Raw genomic sequence first — 17,341 nt, forward strand, 5'->3', positions numbered from 1 at the left:
CGGTTACGCGAAGGCGCTCACGCCGGTGATGTCGCGGCCGAGCAGCAGTGCCTGCACGCTCTCGGTGCCCTCGTACGTGTGGATCGCCTCGATGTCGGCCATGTGCTGCATGACGCCGTTCTCCAGCAGGATGCCGTTGCCGCCCAGGAGGTCGCGGGCCGACGCAGCGACCCGCCGGGCCGCGCGCGTGTTGTGGTACTTCGCCAGCGACGCCTGCGTGGGACGGAGCCCACCGGATGCTTCCAGATCGGCCAGGCGCCGGCAGTACAGCTGCATCGCGGTCAGCTCGTCGAGCATCTGGGCGAGCCGCTCCTGCACCATCTGGAACTTCGCCAGCGGTTTGCCGAACTGCACGCGTTCGGTCGCGTAGCTCAGCGCCGCCTCGTAGCAGGCGGTGGCGTGACCCAGCGCCGACCAGGCGACGCCCGAGCGCGTGGAGAAGAGCACGGTGGAGGCGTCCTTGAAGCTGCGCGTGCCGGGAAGCACCGCATCCGGGGGCACACGGACGTCGTCGAGGGCGATATGGGCCTGATGGATGCCGCGCAGCGACGCCTTACCGGTGATGACCGTGCCGGTGTAACCGGGGGTGTCCTGCTCGACGAGGAAGCACCGCACGGCGCCGTGGTCGGGCGCTTCCTCATCGTCGACGCGCGCCCATACGAAGGTGACGCCGCCGGAGGCGCCGTTCCCGATCCACTTCTTGGTGCCGCGGAGCACCCATTCCCCGGTCCCTGAGCCCGTCTCCCCGGTCCCTGAGCCTGTCGAAGGGACCCGGCGCGCGACGGTCTCCAGCGACACCGAGTCCGACCCGTGGTCGGGCTCGGTGAGCGCGAAGGATCCGAGCACCTCGCCGCGCGCGATCGGCCCGAGCCAGCGCGCCTGCTGCTCGGGGCTGCCGAAGAGCGCCAGCGTCCGCAGGGCGAGGCCGCCCTGCACCGCGACGACCGTGCCGAGGGAACCGTCCCCGCGGGAGATCTCCATGTTGACCAGGCCGGCGGCCAGGGGAGAGGAGGTGGGGAGATCGGGGTGGTCGATGCCGTCGGTGTACAGCTCGAGTTCGCCCATCCGGCGTACGAGGTCCAGCGGATAGGAGGCGGCATCCCACTCGGCCTGCATGCGCGGACCGACCTCGTCGACGAAGGTCTTCGCGCGTTCCCACGCGGCGCGGTCCGCCTCCGGGATGTCATCGAACACGGCGTAATAGTCCGTTCCGCGGCGTGCGGTGACGTCGTAGCGGGCGACGCGTTCGCCGGGCAGAGCAGCGGATGCGGAGTGGGAAGTCATGTACTCAGTATCACGCATCGCGAAACTGAGTGCCACCGGCGACGGGTGCTCAGGCGGAGCCGGAGAGCGCAGGCACCGACGTACCGCCGGCCGCCGACCAATCCAGGTCGGCCGCGGCCAGGACGAGCCCGCGGAGGTCGCGGCCGCCCGGGGCGGTGCGGCGCTGCCACGACGCCCCGTTCCCGGCGGTCAGCAGACGCTCGACACCGTCGTGGACGACCGCCGCGTCGCCGTGAGCGTGCAGTCCCGGCTCGGCGAACCGCACCATCGCCCGGACGACCTCGCCCGCCGGGGCGGGTCGCCCGGTGCGCGGGTCCAGGAGGGTGCCGCCCAGTCCGCGGAGCGCAGCGTCCCACGCGGCCAGCCGCAGGGCGTTGGCGGAGATCCGCGCGGGGGGTTCTCCCCGGTCGGCGGCGTCGGCGGCCGACGCGACCAGTCCGCGGACGAGGCCGGCCAGGACCGCGGTGGCCTCGGTGGTGAGCGGCACGTCGCACACCCGCACCTCGACCGTGGGGAAGCGGACCGAGAGCCGCGCGTCGGCGTACAGCATCCCTTCATCGAGGACCGCACCGGTGGCCAGCAGCTCGGCCGTGGCCCGGCGGTAGGAGGAGAGGTCACCGAACACGTCGGTCGGTCCACTGGAGGGCCAGAGGCTCCACAGCTGGAACCGGTAGCTGTCGTATCCGGTGTCGGCACCGCCGCTGAAGGGCGAATTCGCCGCGAGTGCGCGCAACGCCGGCAGCCACACGCGGATGCGGTCGAGGACCGCCACCCCCTCGGCGGGGGAGGCGACCGAGACGTGCGTGTGCAGGCCGCACGTCATGCACTGCAGCGGCGTGATGCCGTAGCGTGCGGCGATGCGTCGGTACCGGCTTCCGGGGGAGGGGTGCGGCACCGTCGGCAACGGAGAGGCGGCGAGAGGAACCGCGCGGGCTCCCACCCCGCGCGCCAGGCGATCAACGGCCGCACGCGCGTCGCGGGCCTCGCCGCGCAACTCGTCGAGCAACCGGTGCGGCCTGCCGACCACTTCGATCATCTCCTGATGCATCTCGGGGACGACGGCCGAAGCGAGATCCTCGTAGGCGGCTGCAGCGATCACGCTGGGCGCCTTGGGCACCGGCACGCCGGTGGCAGCATCCACGAGCAGGAGTTCTTCCTCCACGCCGAACGTGCGGAGAGCCATCCGCGAACCCTGACGCATGCGCAGCCTCCTTGCCTCCCAGAAGAGGTTCTGCCGCTGCGTCGCGCACCCCTAGGGGCTTGACATCAGCGGGGCAGTGAAGCCCGCAGGCGCCGGGCGACTTCGGCCGCCGGCATCCGCCGCGGGAAGATCGCGACGGCCACGTCGTCGTCGGCGGGGTCGTCGCCGTCGGGGTGCACGCCGAACCGCCGAAGGACGTCGTTCAGGGCCCGGCGCAGGGTCGCCTGCCGCACGTGCTCGCCGCGCAGCAGCCGGCGCAGGACGTGGTTGTGCACGGCCGTCACGAGGGCGGCGAATCCGACGGCGTCGACGGGGTCGAGCCCCGGCAGGGCGCGCCGCAGGTACTCGTCGAAGAGCCGTTCGTAGCGGAACACGGTCACGATCTCGCGGTCGCGCAGCACCGGCACCTCGCGCACGACGGTGTACCGGCGTCTGGCCAGCTCCGGGTCGGCGGCGAAGTGGCGGAACACCTGCAGGGAGGCGTCGCACACCGCCGCCCAGGGATTGTCGTGGGGTCGTTGCAGATAGGCCTCGAGCGAGCGGAGCAGCTCCTCGTGGTCGGCGAAGACGACGTCTTCCTTGCCGCCGAACTGCCGGAAGAAGGTGGAGCGCGACACCCCCGCGGCCTGCGCGATCTGCTCGACCGAGGTGGCGTCGAATCCCCGCGCGGCGAACAGCTCGATCGCGGCGGCGACCACGGTCGTCGGGGTGCTCCGCGGGGCGGCGTCGGTCATGGCCGGAAGCCTACCGGCCGGCGTCTGCACCGGTCGGCGGTGGATGTCAACCGCTGGGCGGTGCACCGCTGCGGGGGATTGACTGCGGGGATGACCTCCCTCTGGAAGCAGGATGCGACCCCCGTTCCCGGCACGCCGTTCGAGCCAGGCCGGTCGTACGACGTCGTGGTGGTGGGCGCCGGCATCACGGGCCTCGCCACCGCGTACACCCTCGCCCGAGCGGGTGTCGGCGTCGCCATAGTGGAAGCCGGGGAGGTCGGGAACCTCGCCACCGGGGGCAACACCGGGAAGGCATCCCTCCTGCAGGGGACCGTGCTCTCCACCCTCCGGGGCGGGCACCCCGCGGGGCTCGTCCGGGCTTACGTCGAGGCGAACCGGGCCGGCCAGGACTGGGTGGTGGACACCGCCGACCGGCTGGGCGTGCCGTACCTGCGGCGGACGGCGTTCACCTATGCGCAGACGGACGAGGGGCTCTCTTCCGTCGAGGCCGAGAAGGACGCCGCCCGTGAGGCGGGGCTGGAGGTGCGTCGCGCCACCAAGGACGAGATGCTCGCGACGCCGTTCCCCGCCGCCTCGGCGATCGCCCTCGACGATCAGATCTCGATCGACCCCCAGGCGTTTGCGACGGCGCTGGCGCGCGCGGCGGTCGATGCCGGTGCGGTGCTGCACACGGGCGTGACCGTCCGTGGCGCGAAGGTGCTCCCCCGGGCGCTCGTCCGCACCGACGCCGGCCCGCTCTACGGAGACAGCATCGTCCTGGCCACCGGCGTGCCGGTCCTCGATCGCGGCGCGTACTTCGCCAAGACGCACGGAACCCGGTCGTACTGCGTCGCCTTCCGCACCGACGGCGACGTGCCGGAGGGGATGTACCTGTCCGCCGATTCGCCGTCGCGGTCGGTCCGCGCCGTCTCCGCGGGAGATGGCCCCGCCGGATACGCCGGCATCATCGTGGGCGGCGCCGGGCACCCCGTCGGTCGCGGCGGCTCCGAACGCGAGCGCGTGGACGAACTGGTCGCGTGGGCGCAACGGTATCTGCCGGTGACGCAGGAGTCGCACCGGTGGAGCGCTCAGGATTACCAGTCGCACAACCTCATCCCGTTCATCGGCGCGCTGCCTCGCTCGCTCGGCCGCATCCGCTTCGCCACCGGGTACGGCAAGTGGGGGCTCACGAACGGCCCCGCCGCCGCCCAGCGCATCACCGCCGAGATCCTCGGCGATCGCGACAAGCCGCGGTGGATGACGGCGCTCGGAACGCGCATGACGATGCCCGCCGACCTGGCCCGCGGTGCCAAGGAGAACGCCAAGGTCGGCCGGGCCGCCGTCCAGGGGTGGGTCGAGGCGGAGCGCACGCCGGTGCCGGTGCCCCAGCCCGCCGAGGGGGAGGGCGTCGTCGCCCAGCGCGGCGGGCATCCGGTGGGGATCTCCACGGTGGACGGCGTCACGCGGGCCGTGGATGCGGTGTGCCCGCACCTGGGCGGCGTGCTGTCGTGGAACGACGAGGAGTGCACGTGGGACTGCCCCCTGCACGCCAGCCGGTTCGAAGCCAACGGCGCGCGCATCGAGGGGCCGGCGCTGGGGGACCTCAAGCGGCTGCCCTGATGTCCCATCTCTGCAGGTTCCGGGCGCCTGTTTCCTGCAGAGATGGGACACGAGTGGGGCTCAGGCCACCGCGGCGATGACGCCCGTGACGATCAGCGTCAGGACGGTCGTCCACAGCACGATCGCTGCGGCCTGCCACGCGAGCACGCGGGCCGTCGAGACGCCCGTGGCCGACAGCGCGGCAGCCGTGAACTGCGTCGGCAGAAGCAGCGGGCCGAGCAGGCTCACGCCCGGCGTGCCGTAGCGCTCGTATGCGCGCTGGAACTTCTCCCGGCGCGGCGCCTCCGCCGTCACGACCCCCCCGCGACGGGTGGTGACCGCGCTGCGCACACGAGCGCTCAGGAGCACGACGACGGCCACGCACACGAAGTTTCCGATCACCCCCGCGACGGCAGCCGCGACCGGGTTGATGCCCCCCACGATGCCGATCGTGGCGGCGCCTTCGCCCTCGATGAACGGGACGGCGCCGGCCAGGGCGACAACGGCGGGCTGAACGAAGACCGGAACCTGCGCGACGAGATCTTGGAATCCGAGGACGAGGTCGGAGATGGGCGTGGACATGAGTGCTCCCTGGGTGATGGTCGCGGAAATCCGCGGTGATCCCATCCCATCGCCGCGGCCACCGTTGCGGCAGTGTCGCGCCGTCACCGGAAGCCGGGAGCTTATGCTGCCGCAGGCATGACATTCGTCATGGTCGTACTGTGGCCCGTGTGACCGCATCCGCCCCCGCCCCGACGTCCACGCGTGCGGCCCGAACCCTTGCGCGCAACGTCTCGGCGACGTGGTGGTACACCGCATCGTCCGTGGTCTTCTTCCACTTCGTGGTGCTCGGGATCTGGGCGGCGCCCGCGATCCTCCTCCCCGTCTTCCTTCCGACGCCCGCCGTCGCCGTGCTCGTCCTCATCGGCGCCCCGCTCTCCCTCGCCGGCGCCATCGGGCTGCTGGGGGCCTACCGGCGCGGCAGCGCGGATGAGGAGGAGGGGCCGTGGCCGCCGACGCGAGTGACGGCATGGTCGTTCGCCGGCTCCCTCGTCGCGGCGGTGCTCCTCGGCCTCGCAGCGGCGTCGTGGCTGCTCGGGGCTTCGCTGATCGCGTACGCCCTGTGTTTGCTGCGCTGGCCGCCGGGAGTCCGCCGGCGGCTGCTGGGGCTGTCTGTGCTCGTGCTGGTGGCGCTGTGGATGCTGGACGTCACCGTGGCGCAGACCGACGTCACCAGCGACGTGGTGCCGCAGCGGGGTTTCGCGCTGCTGCTGCCGGTGGTGACGGTGCTGTCGCTGTGGTGGTGGGACATCGTGGTCGAACTGGATCGGGCCCGGGCGGCAGAGAGCCGGCTCGCCGCGGCCCAGGAACGACTGCGATTCGCCAGCGACCTGCACGACCTGCAGGGCCACCATCTGCAGGTGATCGCGCTCCAGCTCGAACTGGCCGAGCGCATGATGGCGCACGATGCCGACGCGGCTGTCGAGCAGGTGCGCTCCGCCCGCAGGAGCGTGGACGACGCGCGTCGGGGCACGCGGGAGCTCGCCGAGCGGTTCCGCGGCGTGCCGCTCCCCGATGAACTCGCCAATGCGGCCGACCTTCTCCGGGCAGCGGGGTTGCGGGTGGACCTGGTGGTCGACCCGGGAGCCGCCGACGCCCCGTCCGATGTCCTCGGTCCCGTGGTGCGGGAGTGCACGACGAATGTGCTCAAGCACGGCGGCGGCTCCTGGGCGCGGGTGAGCCTGCGCCGTGACGGGGCCGCGTGGCGCCTGGCCTTCGCCAACGATCCGGCACCGGGCCGATCGGCGGTCGGCGGGGGCGCGGGCCTGGCCGGTATCGCCGAGCGCGTCGGCGCCGTCGGCGGGGAGCTGCGCACGGTCAGCGACGAGGATCGCTTCGAGGTGGCCGTGACCGTTCCGGTCCCGGCGATCGCACACCGTTCACACGAGGGGGGCCGGGGATGATCCGGGTGCTGATCGCCGACGACGAGGACATGATCCGTTCCGCACTGGCGGCGCTCCTGCGTCTGGAGGAGGATCTCGAGGTCGTCGCGGAATGCGCCGACGGGGAGAGCGCTCTCGCGGAGGCCCTGCGGCTCCGACCCGACGTGTGCCTGCTGGACCTGGAGATGCCGGGCCTCGACGGAGTCGAAACGGCTGCGCGCATCATCCGCCAGGTACGGTCACGGTGCGTCGTGGTGACGCGCCATGCGCGGCCGGGGGTGCTGCGCCGTGCCCTGAGCGCCGGCGTGGACGGCTTCCTCCCCAAGTCGCGTCGCGCCGATGATGTGGCCGCGGTCATCCGCGAAGTGGCTGCCGGCCGCCGCTACGTCGATCCGGAGATCGCCGCCGACGCGCTGAGTGACCAGCGGAGCCCCCTGACCGATCGCGAGCTCGACGTCCTGCGCGCCGGCGAACGCGGCGAGACGATCGCGCAGATCGCCGCGTCGCTCCATCTGTCCCCGGGCACCGTGCGCAACCACGTGTCGTCCGTGCTGGGGAAACTCGCCCTGTCCACCCGCCAGCAGGCGGTGATCCTCGCCCGGGAGCGCGGGTGGATCTGAGGGGCGCCCGTCCGGCGCGCCCGGCCGTCAGTAGTAGGGTGGGGCATTGGTCGATCTCTTGATATCAAGACAATCGGCCCCCACCCACTGACCGTCCAGCGGAGGATTCCCTGTGGATCTGTACGAGTACCAGGCACGCGATCTGTTCGAGAAGTACGAGGTGCCGGTGCTCGCCGGCATCATCGCCGACACCCCCGAGGAGGCGAAGGCCGCAGCGGAGAAGCTCGGCGGCGTCGTCGTCGTGAAGGCCCAGGTGAAGACCGGCGGCCGGGGCAAGGCCGGCGGCGTCAAGGTCGCCAAGAACCCGGATGAGGCGTACGAGGCCGCACAGGCGATCCTGGGCCTGGACATCAAGGGTCACGTCGTCCAGCGCGTCATGGTCGCCGCCGGCGCCCGCATCGCCAAGGAGTTCTACTTCTCCGTGCTGCTGGACCGCGCCAACCGCTCCTACCTCAGCCTCGCCAGCGTCGAGGGCGGCATGGAGATCGAGCAGCTCGCGGTGGAGAAGCCCGAGGCGCTCGCCCGGGTCGAGGTCGACCCGCTCGAGGGCATCACTCCGGAGAAGGCGCTCGAGATCGCCCGGGCCGGCGGCTTCGACGACGAGCTGGCACCCAAGGTCGCCGACGTGTTCGTCAAGCTCTACAACGTCTACAAGGGCGAGGACGCCACGCTCGTCGAGGTGAACCCCCTCATCCAGTCCGAAGACGGCGACATCATCGCCCTCGACGGCAAGGTCTCGCTCGATGAGAACGCCGCGTTCCGCCACCCCGAGCACGAAGCGCTCGAAGACACCGCAGCCGCCGACCCGCTCGAGGCGCAGGCCAAGGCGCACGACCTCAACTACGTCAAGCTCGACGGCCAGGTCGGCATCATCGGCAACGGCGCCGGGCTCGTCATGTCGACGCTGGACGTCGTCGCGTACGCCGGTGAGAACCACGGCGGCGTGAAGCCCGCCAACTTCCTCGACATCGGCGGCGGAGCATCCGCCACCGTCATGGCCGCAGGCCTGGACGTCATCCTCGGTGACGAGCAGGTCAAGAGCGTGTTCGTCAACGTCTTCGGCGGCATCACGTCGTGCGTCGCCGTCGCGGAGGGCATCGTGAAGGCGCTGGAGATCCTGGGTGACACGGCCTCGAAGCCGCTCGTCGTCCGTCTCGACGGCAACCAGGTCGAGGAGGGCCGCGCCATCCTCGCCGGCGCCAACCACCCGCTGGTGACCCTGGCCGCCAGCATGGATGACGGCGCCGACAAGGCCGCCGAACTGGCCAACGCCTGATCTTCGGGACGAAAAGGACTGAGCAATGTCGATCTATCTCAACAAGGACTCCAAGGTCATCGTCCAGGGCATCACGGGCGGCGAGGGCACCAAGCACACCGCACTGATGCTGAAGGCGGGCACGCAGGTCGTGGGCGGCGTCAACGCCCGCAAGGCCGGCACCACCGTGTCGCACCAGGATGCTGACGGCAACGCCGTCGAGCTCCCCGTGTACGCATCGGTGGCCGAGGCCATCGAGAAGACCGGCGCCGACGTGTCGATCGCGTTCGTGCCGCCGGCGTTCACGAAGGACGCGATGATCGAGGCCATCGACGCCGAGATCCCGCTGCTGGTCGTCATCACCGAGGGCGTGCCGGTCGGCGACACCGCCGAGGCGTGGGCGTACGCGCAGTCCAAGGGCAACACGACCCGCATCATCGGACCGAACTGCCCCGGCATCATCACCCCCGGCGAGTCGCTCGTGGGCATCACCCCCGCGAACATCACCGGCAAGGGACCCATCGGGCTCGTGTCGAAGTCGGGCACCCTGACCTACCAGATGATGTTCGAGCTGCGCGACCTGGGCTTCTCCACGGCCATCGGCATCGGCGGAGACCCGGTGATCGGCACGACGCACATCGATGCGCTCGCCGCGTTCGAGGTCGACCCCGAGACGAAGGCGATCGTCATGATCGGCGAGATCGGCGGCGACGCCGAAGAGCGCGCGGCCGACTTCATCCGCGCCAACGTCACCAAGCCCGTCGTCGGCTACGTCGCGGGCTTCACCGCCCCCGAGGGCAAGACCATGGGTCACGCCGGCGCCATCGTGTCGGGCTCGGCCGGCACCGCCCAGGCGAAGAAGGAGGCCCTCGAGGCCGCAGGCGTCAAGGTCGGCAAGACGCCGTCCGAGGCCGCCGCCCTGATGCGCGAGATCATCGAGTCCCTGTAACCGGGATTCTCCCGAAGGGCCCGGATGCGTCGCGTCCGGGCCCTTCGTCCGTCCCCGCGGCACCCGCTCGCGCGAACCGAATCCGCGAGACCGCACGCTGCCGACGAGACCGCGACATTATGCGGCGGTCTCGACGGCAGCGTGCAGTCTCGCGGACTCGTGACGCCTCGCGGGCCCGGGCCCGGGGCCCAGGCCGGGGTCAGGCGAGGAGCTGCTCGAGGGGGCCGCGGGCGAAGTAGACGACGAAGCCTGCGGCCACGATCCACAGGAGCGGGCTGATCTCCCGCGCGCGGCCGGAGAGCGACCGGATGAGCACCCAGCTGATGAAGCCGGCGCCGATCCCGTTGGCGATCGAGTAGGTCAGCGGCATCACGGTGATCGTCAGGAACACCGGGATGAGGGCGGACAGGTCGCCGAGGTCCACATGGCGGATCTGCGCCATCATCAGCGCACCCACGATCACGAGGGCGGCGCCGGCGATCTCGGTCGGCACGATCGTCGTCAGCGGCGTGAAGAACATCGCCAGCAGGAACAGCACGCCTGTCACGACGTTCGCGAGGCCCGTCCGGGCACCCTCGCCGATGCCCGATCCGGACTCGATGAACACCGTATTCGACGAGGAGGAGGTCGCTCCTCCCGCGACCGCGCCGATGCCCTCCACGATCAGCGCCGAGCGCAGGCGCGGGAAGTTGCCCTTGTCATCGGCGAGGCCCGCCTCCCGCGACAACCCCGTCATCGTGCCCATGGCATCGAAGAAGTTGGTGAAGACCAGCGTGAACACGAGCATGGTCGCGGCGAGCCCGCCGATCCGTCCGAAGGCTCCGAGGAGGTCGACCTCTCCGACGAGGGCGAGGTCGGGGAGGCTCACCAGCTGGGCGGGCAGCTCCGGCACCGACAGGCTCCATCCGCCCGGGTTGTCGTCGGAGCGGCCGCCGAGGTTCCAGATCGCCTCGACGATCAGGGCGACGACGGTGCCGGTAAGCAGTCCGATGAGCAGGCCCGCCTTCACCTTGCGGGCCATGAGGATTGCGGTGACCACGAGCGTGAAGACGAACAGGAGCGTGGGTACGGTCGTGATCGACCCGGCCTCGCCCAGGCCCACGGGCGGTGAGCCGAGACCCGTCGAGGTGACGAACCCGCTGTCGACGAACCCGATGAAGGCGATGAACAGGCCGATGCCGACGGTGATCGCGGTCTTGAGGGCCATCGGCACGGCGTCGAAGATCAGGCGGCGGAGGCCCGTGGCCGCCAGGAGCACGATGATCAGGCCGTTGAGCACGACGAGCCCCATCGCCTCGGGCCAGGTGACCTGGCCCACGACGCTCACGGCGAGGAAGGAGTTGATGCCGAGGCCTGCCGCGAAGGCGAACGGCAGGCGTGTCACGAGGCCGAACAGGATCGTCATGACGCCGGCGGTGAGGGCCGTCACCGCCGCGACGGGGCCGAACCCGAGATTGTTCCCGGCGACGTCGGTGCCGCCCGAGAGGATGATCGGGTTCAGGATGACGATGTAGGCCATCGTCACGAAGGTCACCACACCGCCGCGCACCTCTGTGCCGACGGTGGAGCCGCGGGCGGAGATCTCGAAGAAGCGGTCGAAACCGTTCTTGGGGGCGGGCGTGGGTGTGGACCTCTCGGTCGCGTTGGTGCTCATGAGACCTCAGGGGTGGGGGGGGCTTGAACCTGATCGGATGCGCCGTAGGCTGTGCACATGCCGCTCCCAGGAGAATATCTGCCCGGGACCGACGACGGGGCACGCACGCAGGCCGAGACCTTCGAAGCCTCCTCCGGCGCCGAGGCGAACGAGCTGCGCGGAAAGCCGATCATCGTGCTCACCACCGTCGGTGCCAAGAGCGGCGGGCTCCGCAAGACCGCGCTCATGCGCGTCGAGCACGACGGACGCTACGCGGTCGTCGCGTCCGACGGCGGGGCCCCGCGCCCGCCGGCGTGGTACTTCAACATCGTGAAGAATCCGCAGGTCCAGCTGCAGGACGGTGATCGGCTCGGCGACTACGTCGCCCACCTCGCCGAGGGGCCCGAGCGGGACGAGTGGTGGGCGAGGGCGGTCGAAGCCTGGCCCGAGTACGCCGAGTATCAGACGAAGACCGACCGGGTGATCGCGTTGTTCGTCCTCGATCCTCTCGACTGAGCCGCCGCTTCCACCGCGGTCGCCGTGGGGGAGCCCGGGGCGCCGTGCCGTTCCCGCCGCCTCCCGCAGGTAGGGTCGTTGGCGCATGAATCGCCTCCTCGTCGCCCTCCTCGCCGCCTTCGACGCCCTCGTGGCGGCCGCGGGCGGCCTCGCCATCGCTCTGGCCCCGCTCACCCTCCTGTGGGTGCTCGCCCTCGGCGGCGGCGCCGACTGGGCGGCCCTCTGGCCCGCCGGCGCGGCCGTATGGCAGTTCGGGCATCTGGTGCCCCTCAGCATCCACCTGCCGGGCACCTACGTCGCCGCGGCGGGTATCGACCCGGCGGCAGCCGACTTCGTCCTCTCCCTCGCCCCGCTCGGATTCGCCGTCTTCACCGCGCTGTTCGCTGCGCGGTCGGGCGGTCGGGCGGCCCGCGCCGGGGAGCCGCTCACGGGGGCCCTGTCCGGATCGCTCGTCTTCGCCGCCGTCACCGCCGCGGTGGCGTTCACCGGAGCCACCCCGTTCGCGTCGGTGGAGCTGTGGCAGGCTCTGCTGTTCCCCACGCTGGTGTTCGCCGTGCCGTGCGCCCTCGGTGCCGCCGTGGGTGCCTGGGTCGTCGCCGAGGGGCCGGCGGGGCGCCTGCGCGACCGCGTCGAGGCTCTGCCGGGTGGATGGGGCGGGGTGCCGGGGCTGCTCGTGCGCGGCACGGCGATCGCGGTGACGGCTCTCCTCGGGGTCGGCGCCCTCGTCTTCGGCGTCGCCGTCCTCGCCCGCGGCGGGCAGGTGGTCGCCCTCTTCGAGGCCGGCAACGTCGACGCGATCGGGGCCACGGTCCTGGCCCTGGGGCAGCTCGCGTACCTGCCGACGCTGATCGTGTGGGGCGCGGCCTTCGCCGCGGGGCCCGGATTCGCGCTCGGCACCGACAGCGCCGTCTCGCCCTCCGGTACGCAGCTCGGGGTGATCCCGGGCATCCCCGTCCTCGGGGCGATCCCCGAGTCGACGTCGCCCTGGCTGCTGCTGCTCGCCCTCCTGCCGATCGGTGTCGGGGTGCTCATGGGCTGGATGCTGCGCTCCCAGCTGGTCGCGGAGCATCCCGGCGCAGAACCCTACGGGCCGCGCCTCGTCCTCGTCGCGGGCACCAGCGTTCTCACCGGTGCGGTCTTCGCGCTCCTCGCCCTCTGCGCGCGCGGTGCGATCGGCCCCGGACGGCTGGCCGACACCGGCCCCGAGCCGGGCCCGGTGGCCCTGGCCGTCGCACTCGAAGTGGCCGTGGGCGCGGCCATCCTGCTCCTCTCTCCCCGCCGGGGCTCCGACACCCGGGATCCGGCACCGGCAGACCCGATCCCCGAGCGGCCCCCTTTCCCGACGCTGCCGGTGACGTTCCCCATCGACCCGGTCCTGCCGCCTCACCGCGACCGGGAGGACGGATCGTCCGGACCGCGCCCGGGCGCCTCGCTAGACTGACCGGGTGCTCACGGTCGCCGTTCTCATCTCAGGCACCGGCTCCAACCTCCGCGCCCTCCTGGATGCGGCGTCAGCGCCCGAGTTCCCCGCGCGCGTCGTCGTGGTGGGTGCCGACCGCGAGGCCGACGGATTCGCGCATGCCGAGGCCTACGGCATCCCGACCTTCCTCGTCCCCTGGAGCGGGTTCGATTCACGTGAGGCGTGGGGGGCGGAACTCGACGCCCAGCTCGACGTATGGCGGCCCGACCTGGTGGTGCTGAGCGGGATGATGCGCCTCCTCCCGGCGGCGGTGGTGGAGAAGTGGATGCCCCGCATCATCAACACCCACCCGGCGTATCTGCCCGAGTTCCCCGGCGCCCATGCCGTCCGCGACGCGATCGCCGCCGGAGTCTCGGAGACGGGGGCCAGCGTCATCATCGTCGACACGGGGGTGGACACGGGGCCGCTCCTCGCTCGGGAGCGGGTGGCCGTGCGCGTCGGCGACGACGAGGCCACCCTGCACGAGCGCATCAAGCCCGTCGAGCGGCGCCTGCTGATCGACGTCGTTCGTCGCGTGGCCGCCGGCGAGCTCGACCTTGCCGCGGTCGCCTTCCCCTCTGCCGGTACCACCCCCGCCCCCTGAACCCGCTTCCGCCTCGAAGGAGCTTTCCCATGGCCGGTCCTCGCCACGATCCGACGCTCTACCGCGAACGCGACATCGTCCCCATCCGCCGTGCGCTGGTGTCGGTGAGCGACAAGACCCACCTGCTGCGCCTCGCCGAGGCCCTCGCGGGCGCCGGCGTGGAGATCGTGTCCACCGGATCGACAGCGTCGACCATCCGCGAGGCGGGGTACGACGTCACCGATGTGTCGGCGGTCACCGGGTTCCCCGAGTCGCTGGATGGCCGCGTGAAGACGCTCCACCCCGGCGTGCACGCGGGGCTGCTCGCCGACCTCCGCCTGCAGGACCACGAACGCCAGCTCGACGAGCTGGAGATCGCGCCGTTCGAGCTCGTCGTGGTCAACCTGTACCCCTTCGTCGAGACCGTCGCATCCGGAGCCGCCGGCGACGACGTCGTCGAGCAGATCGACATCGGCGGCCCGGCGATGGTGCGCGCTTCGGCGAAGAACTACGCCAACGTCGCGATCGTCGTCTCGCCGGAGTCGTACCCGGCGATCATCGAGGCGATCGGGGAGGGCGGCACGACGCTGACGCAGCGCAAGCAGCTCGCCGCCCGCGCCTTTGCGCACACGGCCGCCTACGACGCGGCCGTCGCCGCGTGGTTCGCCGAAGGCACACTCGTGGAGGACGACCTGCCCGGGCACCTCACGATCAAGGCCGAGCGCATGAGCACGCTGCGGTACGGCGAGAACGCGCACCAGCGCGCCGCGATCTACACGCGCTCGGGCGGGCACGGGATCGCCCAGGCCACGCAATTGCAGGGCAAGGAGATGTCGTACAACAACTACGTCGACGCGGACGCTGCCCTGCGCGCCGCGTTCGACATGGTCAAGCCCGCGGTCGCCATCATCAAACATGCCAACCCGTGCGGCATCGCCGTGGCTGCGCCCAACGCACTCGACGAGATCGCCAGCGCCCATCTGCGTGCGCACGAGTGCGACCCGGTGTCAGCGTTCGGCGGGGTGATCGCCGCCAATCGCACCGTCACCCTCAAGATGGCCGAGAACCTCCGCGACATCTTCACCGAGGTGATCGTCGCCCCCGACTTCGAGCCCGAAGCGCTCGAGGTGTTCCGGCTGAAGCAGAACCTGCGTCTGCTGCGTCTTCCGGAGGACTGGCAGCAGGAACGGATGGACGTGCGGCTGGTCTCCGGCGGGCTCCTCCTCCAGGACGCCGACCGCTTCCCCGCCGACATCGAGTCGGTCGCGGCAGGGTGGGAGCTCGTGTCGGGCGAGCGCCCCGCCCCCGAGGAGATGACCAACCTGGTGTTCGCGTGGAAGGCCTGCCGCGCGGTGAAGTCGAACGCGATCGTGCTGGCGAAGGGCTCGGCCACCGTCGGGATCGGCATGGGGCAGGTCAACCGAGTGGACTCGTGCCGGCTCGCCGTCGAGCGGGCGGGGGATCGGGCGGCCGGTTCGGTCGCCGCATCCGACGCGTTCTTCCCCTTCGCCGATGGTCCGCAGGTGCTCATCGACGCGGGCGTGAAGACGATCGTCCAGCCTGGCGGATCGGTGCGCGACCAGGAGGTCGTGGATGCGGCACGCGCGGCAGGTGTCACGATGTTCTTTACGGGAGAGCGTCATTTCTTCCATTGATCAACGCGAAAACGAAAGGCGGTAACGGATGTCGGATGTCCTCGCGCAGCGGTGCGCTGTTCTTGCCCAGCCCGTGGTGGATCTCATGGCGGCCTCGATCGAGTGCCAGACCAAGAGCCCAGAGTCGTTCGCGAAGGTGATCGCGCTGGCCGGCGAGGTGCGTGCCATCGCCGAGCAGGGAGCGGACGGCATCTCCCAGCCCGACTACATCACGTGGGCCACGGGCGCTCCGGCGGTGCTGACCGCGATGGAGCAGGCGGCGGAGCGCCGCGACCCCGAGGGCGTCTGGGCGGCGTTCGCCGACCCCCAGGTGGGGCTCAACCGCCTCGGTTCGGCGTGCCAGGGCCAGCCTCGCTGGTGACCTGACCGCATTCAGCCGAGCGGTCAGCGGCCGGGGCAGCGGTCAGCAGGGGATGGGCGGGGTGATCTCGGCCTCGCTGCCCCACGCCGTGAAGCTCAGGTCCACGGCACCGGTCTCGTCCGCGCGCACCAGCCGGGCGGGAAGCGGCGCGCCCGACGTTGCGACCGTGAGCACGCCGGCGGCGCCCTCGTCGCCGAGCAGGAGATCGACGGCGCCGTCGGCCGGGGCGCTGAGCCCCGACGCGTCCGCGGTGAGCTGCGCGACGAGGTCGACGGGCTGGACGAGCGGCATCCAGCGCTGCACGGCCGGGTCGTCCGGGGACACGCAGGACCACTGGCCGGCGGTGAGGGCCAGGAGCCCGGCCGCAGCCGGGGAGGGGTTCACCCACGCGGTGCCGGCATCCACGACGATCGCCGTGGCAGCCCCATCCAGCGTGATCTCCGCCGTCCAGCTCTGCTCGCTCCCGGTCCGGCGCACCTGCATCTCCCGCCCGGTGGCGGCGTCGCGGTAGGTGCCGGCGACCTCGCCGCCCCCGGCCGCGCGCATCGCGGTCAGCACGCTGTCACGCGCGGCCTCCGGCGGCAGGAGCGCGAGTCCGTTGCCGTCGCCCTCGGGTTCGTACGTCGACAAGTCGGCGGTGGTCGGTGTGGGGATCGGCTCCGGCGCAGGCCCCGAGCAGCCCGCGAGCAGGACGGCCGCCGTCGCGAGGACGGCGAAGGCGCGGATGCGGCGCTCAGTCATCCGCCACGCACGCGGACGCGCCGCCCTGCGCGGAGACGGTGGCGGCATCCAGGGCCACCGGGGCGGTCTCGTTCCCGGCGGCGGGACGAACGAGCACGCACGAGCGCTCGTCGATGAAACCCATCCCGACAGGAATCCACGCCTCGGTACCGCTGACGACCTGCGACATATCCATCGCATCCCCGGCGGGTCCGCCCACGACGATCAGCTGATAGGGGACATCCGGACCCGACCACGACACGCGGACGTTGTCGTCGCCGGCGGCGAGGGTCAGGCCGGTCGCGGCCGGTCGCGGGTTGAGCAGCCCCAGGACGATGAACACCACCAACGCGATGAGCGCCAGGAGCGTCGTGATGGCGGAGACCAGGAAAGCGGGATGCCGCCACATCGGCCGGGGCGCGACCTGGGCATCCTCCAGCTCGGGGAGGACGTCGGCGGCGCTTTCGAGACGGCGGATGTCGCCGGCCGTGGCCGACAGGCTCGCGCGGGCCGTGTCCCAACCGATGCGTGCCGGTTCGACGTCGGCGGGCGGCTGCTCCACGCGGGAGGGCGCGAAGATCGGTGCGGCCGTGATCGGGGCGCCGGAGCGCCGCGGGGCGGCAGCGACCGTGGCGGCGGGGATGCCCTCGGCGGGGCGCCACTGCGTGGCGGCGACCTCCGGGTCAGGGGGGTCGGCGAGCGCCGCGGACGAGCGCAACGGACCAGGGCCGTCGGCGGCCTCGCGGTGCGCGCGGCGCGTCGGGGTGCTGTCGCTCATACCACGCTCCGGAAGCCCGGGCCGGCGCCCGGGACCCGCCTATCATAGTGGGGAATCGACCCCTGTCCTGGA

Annotated in this window: 17 protein-coding genes; 10 read left to right on the forward strand and 7 right to left on the reverse strand. The window is 71.7% G+C overall.

The window, feature by feature from the left end; all coding sequences use genetic code 11:
* Window positions 1-3 precede the first annotated feature (3 nt).
* The 3 genes from AC2DGY_RS14995 to AC2DGY_RS15005 all read right to left on the reverse strand — a co-directional run bounded on the left by AC2DGY_RS14995 (window position 4) and on the right by AC2DGY_RS15005 (window position 3,219).
* Window positions 4-1,284, reverse strand: coding sequence for an acyl-CoA dehydrogenase family protein (locus AC2DGY_RS14995; protein ID WP_484510551.1), 1,281 nt, complete (start codon window positions 1,282-1,284; stop codon window positions 4-6).
* A gap of 49 nt (window positions 1,285-1,333) precedes the next feature.
* The gene (locus tag AC2DGY_RS15000; protein ID WP_484510552.1) at window positions 1,334-2,467 is read right to left on the reverse strand and encodes a carboxylate-amine ligase; all 1,134 of its coding nucleotides are present in this window, start codon (window positions 2,465-2,467) and stop codon (window positions 1,334-1,336) included.
* A gap of 83 nt (window positions 2,468-2,550) precedes the next feature.
* A complete protein-coding gene (locus AC2DGY_RS15005) occupies window positions 2,551-3,219 on the reverse strand; it encodes a TetR family transcriptional regulator (RefSeq protein WP_484510553.1) in 669 nt (222 codons plus the stop codon).
* A gap of 90 nt (window positions 3,220-3,309) precedes the next feature.
* On the opposite strand from AC2DGY_RS15005, the gene AC2DGY_RS15010 reads away from it, so the two are divergent.
* Complete coding sequence (locus tag AC2DGY_RS15010; protein WP_484510554.1) at window positions 3,310-4,818, forward strand: FAD-dependent oxidoreductase; 1,509 nt, start codon at window positions 3,310-3,312, stop codon at window positions 4,816-4,818.
* A gap of 60 nt (window positions 4,819-4,878) precedes the next feature.
* Here the strand turns inward: AC2DGY_RS15010 and AC2DGY_RS15015 are convergent, their stop codons facing one another.
* A complete protein-coding gene (locus AC2DGY_RS15015; protein ID WP_484510555.1) occupies window positions 4,879-5,379 on the reverse strand; it encodes a small multidrug efflux protein in 501 nt (166 codons plus the stop codon).
* A gap of 149 nt (window positions 5,380-5,528) precedes the next feature.
* Here AC2DGY_RS15015 and AC2DGY_RS15020 point away from each other — a divergent pair, with 149 nt between their 5' ends.
* From AC2DGY_RS15020 to sucD, 4 genes are all read left to right on the forward strand, one after another.
* On the forward strand, window positions 5,529-6,761 hold the full coding sequence (locus AC2DGY_RS15020) for a sensor histidine kinase (RefSeq protein WP_484510556.1): 1,233 nt from the start codon (window positions 5,529-5,531) through the stop codon (window positions 6,759-6,761).
* On the forward strand, window positions 6,758-7,360 hold the full coding sequence (locus tag AC2DGY_RS15025; RefSeq protein ID WP_484510557.1) for a response regulator transcription factor: 603 nt from the start codon (window positions 6,758-6,760) through the stop codon (window positions 7,358-7,360). The genes AC2DGY_RS15020 and AC2DGY_RS15025 overlap by 4 nt, the downstream gene beginning before the upstream one ends.
* Before the next feature lie 112 nt (window positions 7,361-7,472).
* The gene (gene sucC, locus AC2DGY_RS15030) at window positions 7,473-8,636 is read left to right on the forward strand and encodes an ADP-forming succinate--CoA ligase subunit beta (RefSeq protein ID WP_484510558.1); all 1,164 of its coding nucleotides are present in this window, start codon (window positions 7,473-7,475) and stop codon (window positions 8,634-8,636) included.
* A gap of 25 nt (window positions 8,637-8,661) precedes the next feature.
* Window positions 8,662-9,564 (forward strand): succinate--CoA ligase subunit alpha, encoded by a 903-nt coding sequence (sucD, locus tag AC2DGY_RS15035; protein ID WP_484510559.1) that lies wholly within the window; start codon window positions 8,662-8,664, stop codon window positions 9,562-9,564.
* 199 nt (window positions 9,565-9,763) lie between these two features.
* On the opposite strand, the gene AC2DGY_RS15040 is transcribed toward sucD, so the two are convergent.
* A complete protein-coding gene (locus AC2DGY_RS15040; protein ID WP_484510560.1) occupies window positions 9,764-11,218 on the reverse strand; it encodes an NCS2 family permease in 1,455 nt (484 codons plus the stop codon).
* Window positions 11,219-11,275: 57 nt separating this feature from the next.
* On the opposite strand from AC2DGY_RS15040, the gene AC2DGY_RS15045 reads away from it, so the two are divergent.
* From AC2DGY_RS15045 to AC2DGY_RS15065, 5 genes are all read left to right on the forward strand, one after another.
* The gene (locus AC2DGY_RS15045; protein WP_484510561.1) at window positions 11,276-11,713 is read left to right on the forward strand and encodes a nitroreductase family deazaflavin-dependent oxidoreductase; all 438 of its coding nucleotides are present in this window, start codon (window positions 11,276-11,278) and stop codon (window positions 11,711-11,713) included.
* 85 nt (window positions 11,714-11,798) lie between these two features.
* Window positions 11,799-13,154 (forward strand): cell division protein PerM, encoded by a 1,356-nt coding sequence (locus AC2DGY_RS15050; RefSeq protein WP_484510562.1) that lies wholly within the window; start codon window positions 11,799-11,801, stop codon window positions 13,152-13,154.
* A gap of 4 nt (window positions 13,155-13,158) precedes the next feature.
* Window positions 13,159-13,776 carry a phosphoribosylglycinamide formyltransferase gene (gene purN, locus AC2DGY_RS15055; protein ID WP_484510563.1) on the forward strand — a complete coding sequence of 206 codons (618 nt, stop codon included), beginning with the start codon at window positions 13,159-13,161 and terminating at the stop codon, window positions 13,774-13,776.
* Window positions 13,777-13,805: 29 nt separating this feature from the next.
* Window positions 13,806-15,410, forward strand: a complete 1,605-nt coding sequence (purH, locus tag AC2DGY_RS15060) for a bifunctional phosphoribosylaminoimidazolecarboxamide formyltransferase/IMP cyclohydrolase (RefSeq protein ID WP_484510564.1) — start codon at window positions 13,806-13,808, stop codon at window positions 15,408-15,410.
* A gap of 28 nt (window positions 15,411-15,438) precedes the next feature.
* Window positions 15,439-15,771, forward strand: a complete 333-nt coding sequence (locus AC2DGY_RS15065) for a hypothetical protein (protein WP_484510565.1) — start codon at window positions 15,439-15,441, stop codon at window positions 15,769-15,771.
* A 42-nt stretch (window positions 15,772-15,813) separates the two neighbouring features.
* Here AC2DGY_RS15065 and AC2DGY_RS15070 read toward each other — a convergent pair whose 3' ends face one another.
* Both AC2DGY_RS15070 and AC2DGY_RS15075 read right to left on the reverse strand, forming a co-directional pair.
* Complete coding sequence (locus tag AC2DGY_RS15070) at window positions 15,814-16,512, reverse strand: hypothetical protein (RefSeq protein WP_484510566.1); 699 nt, start codon at window positions 16,510-16,512, stop codon at window positions 15,814-15,816.
* A complete protein-coding gene (locus AC2DGY_RS15075) occupies window positions 16,505-17,269 on the reverse strand; it encodes a hypothetical protein (protein ID WP_484510567.1) in 765 nt (254 codons plus the stop codon). Before AC2DGY_RS15075 ends, AC2DGY_RS15070 begins: the two co-directional genes overlap by 8 nt.
* Window positions 17,270-17,341 lie beyond the last annotated feature (72 nt).

Source organism: Microbacterium sp. Z6_144 (assembly GCF_057197625.1).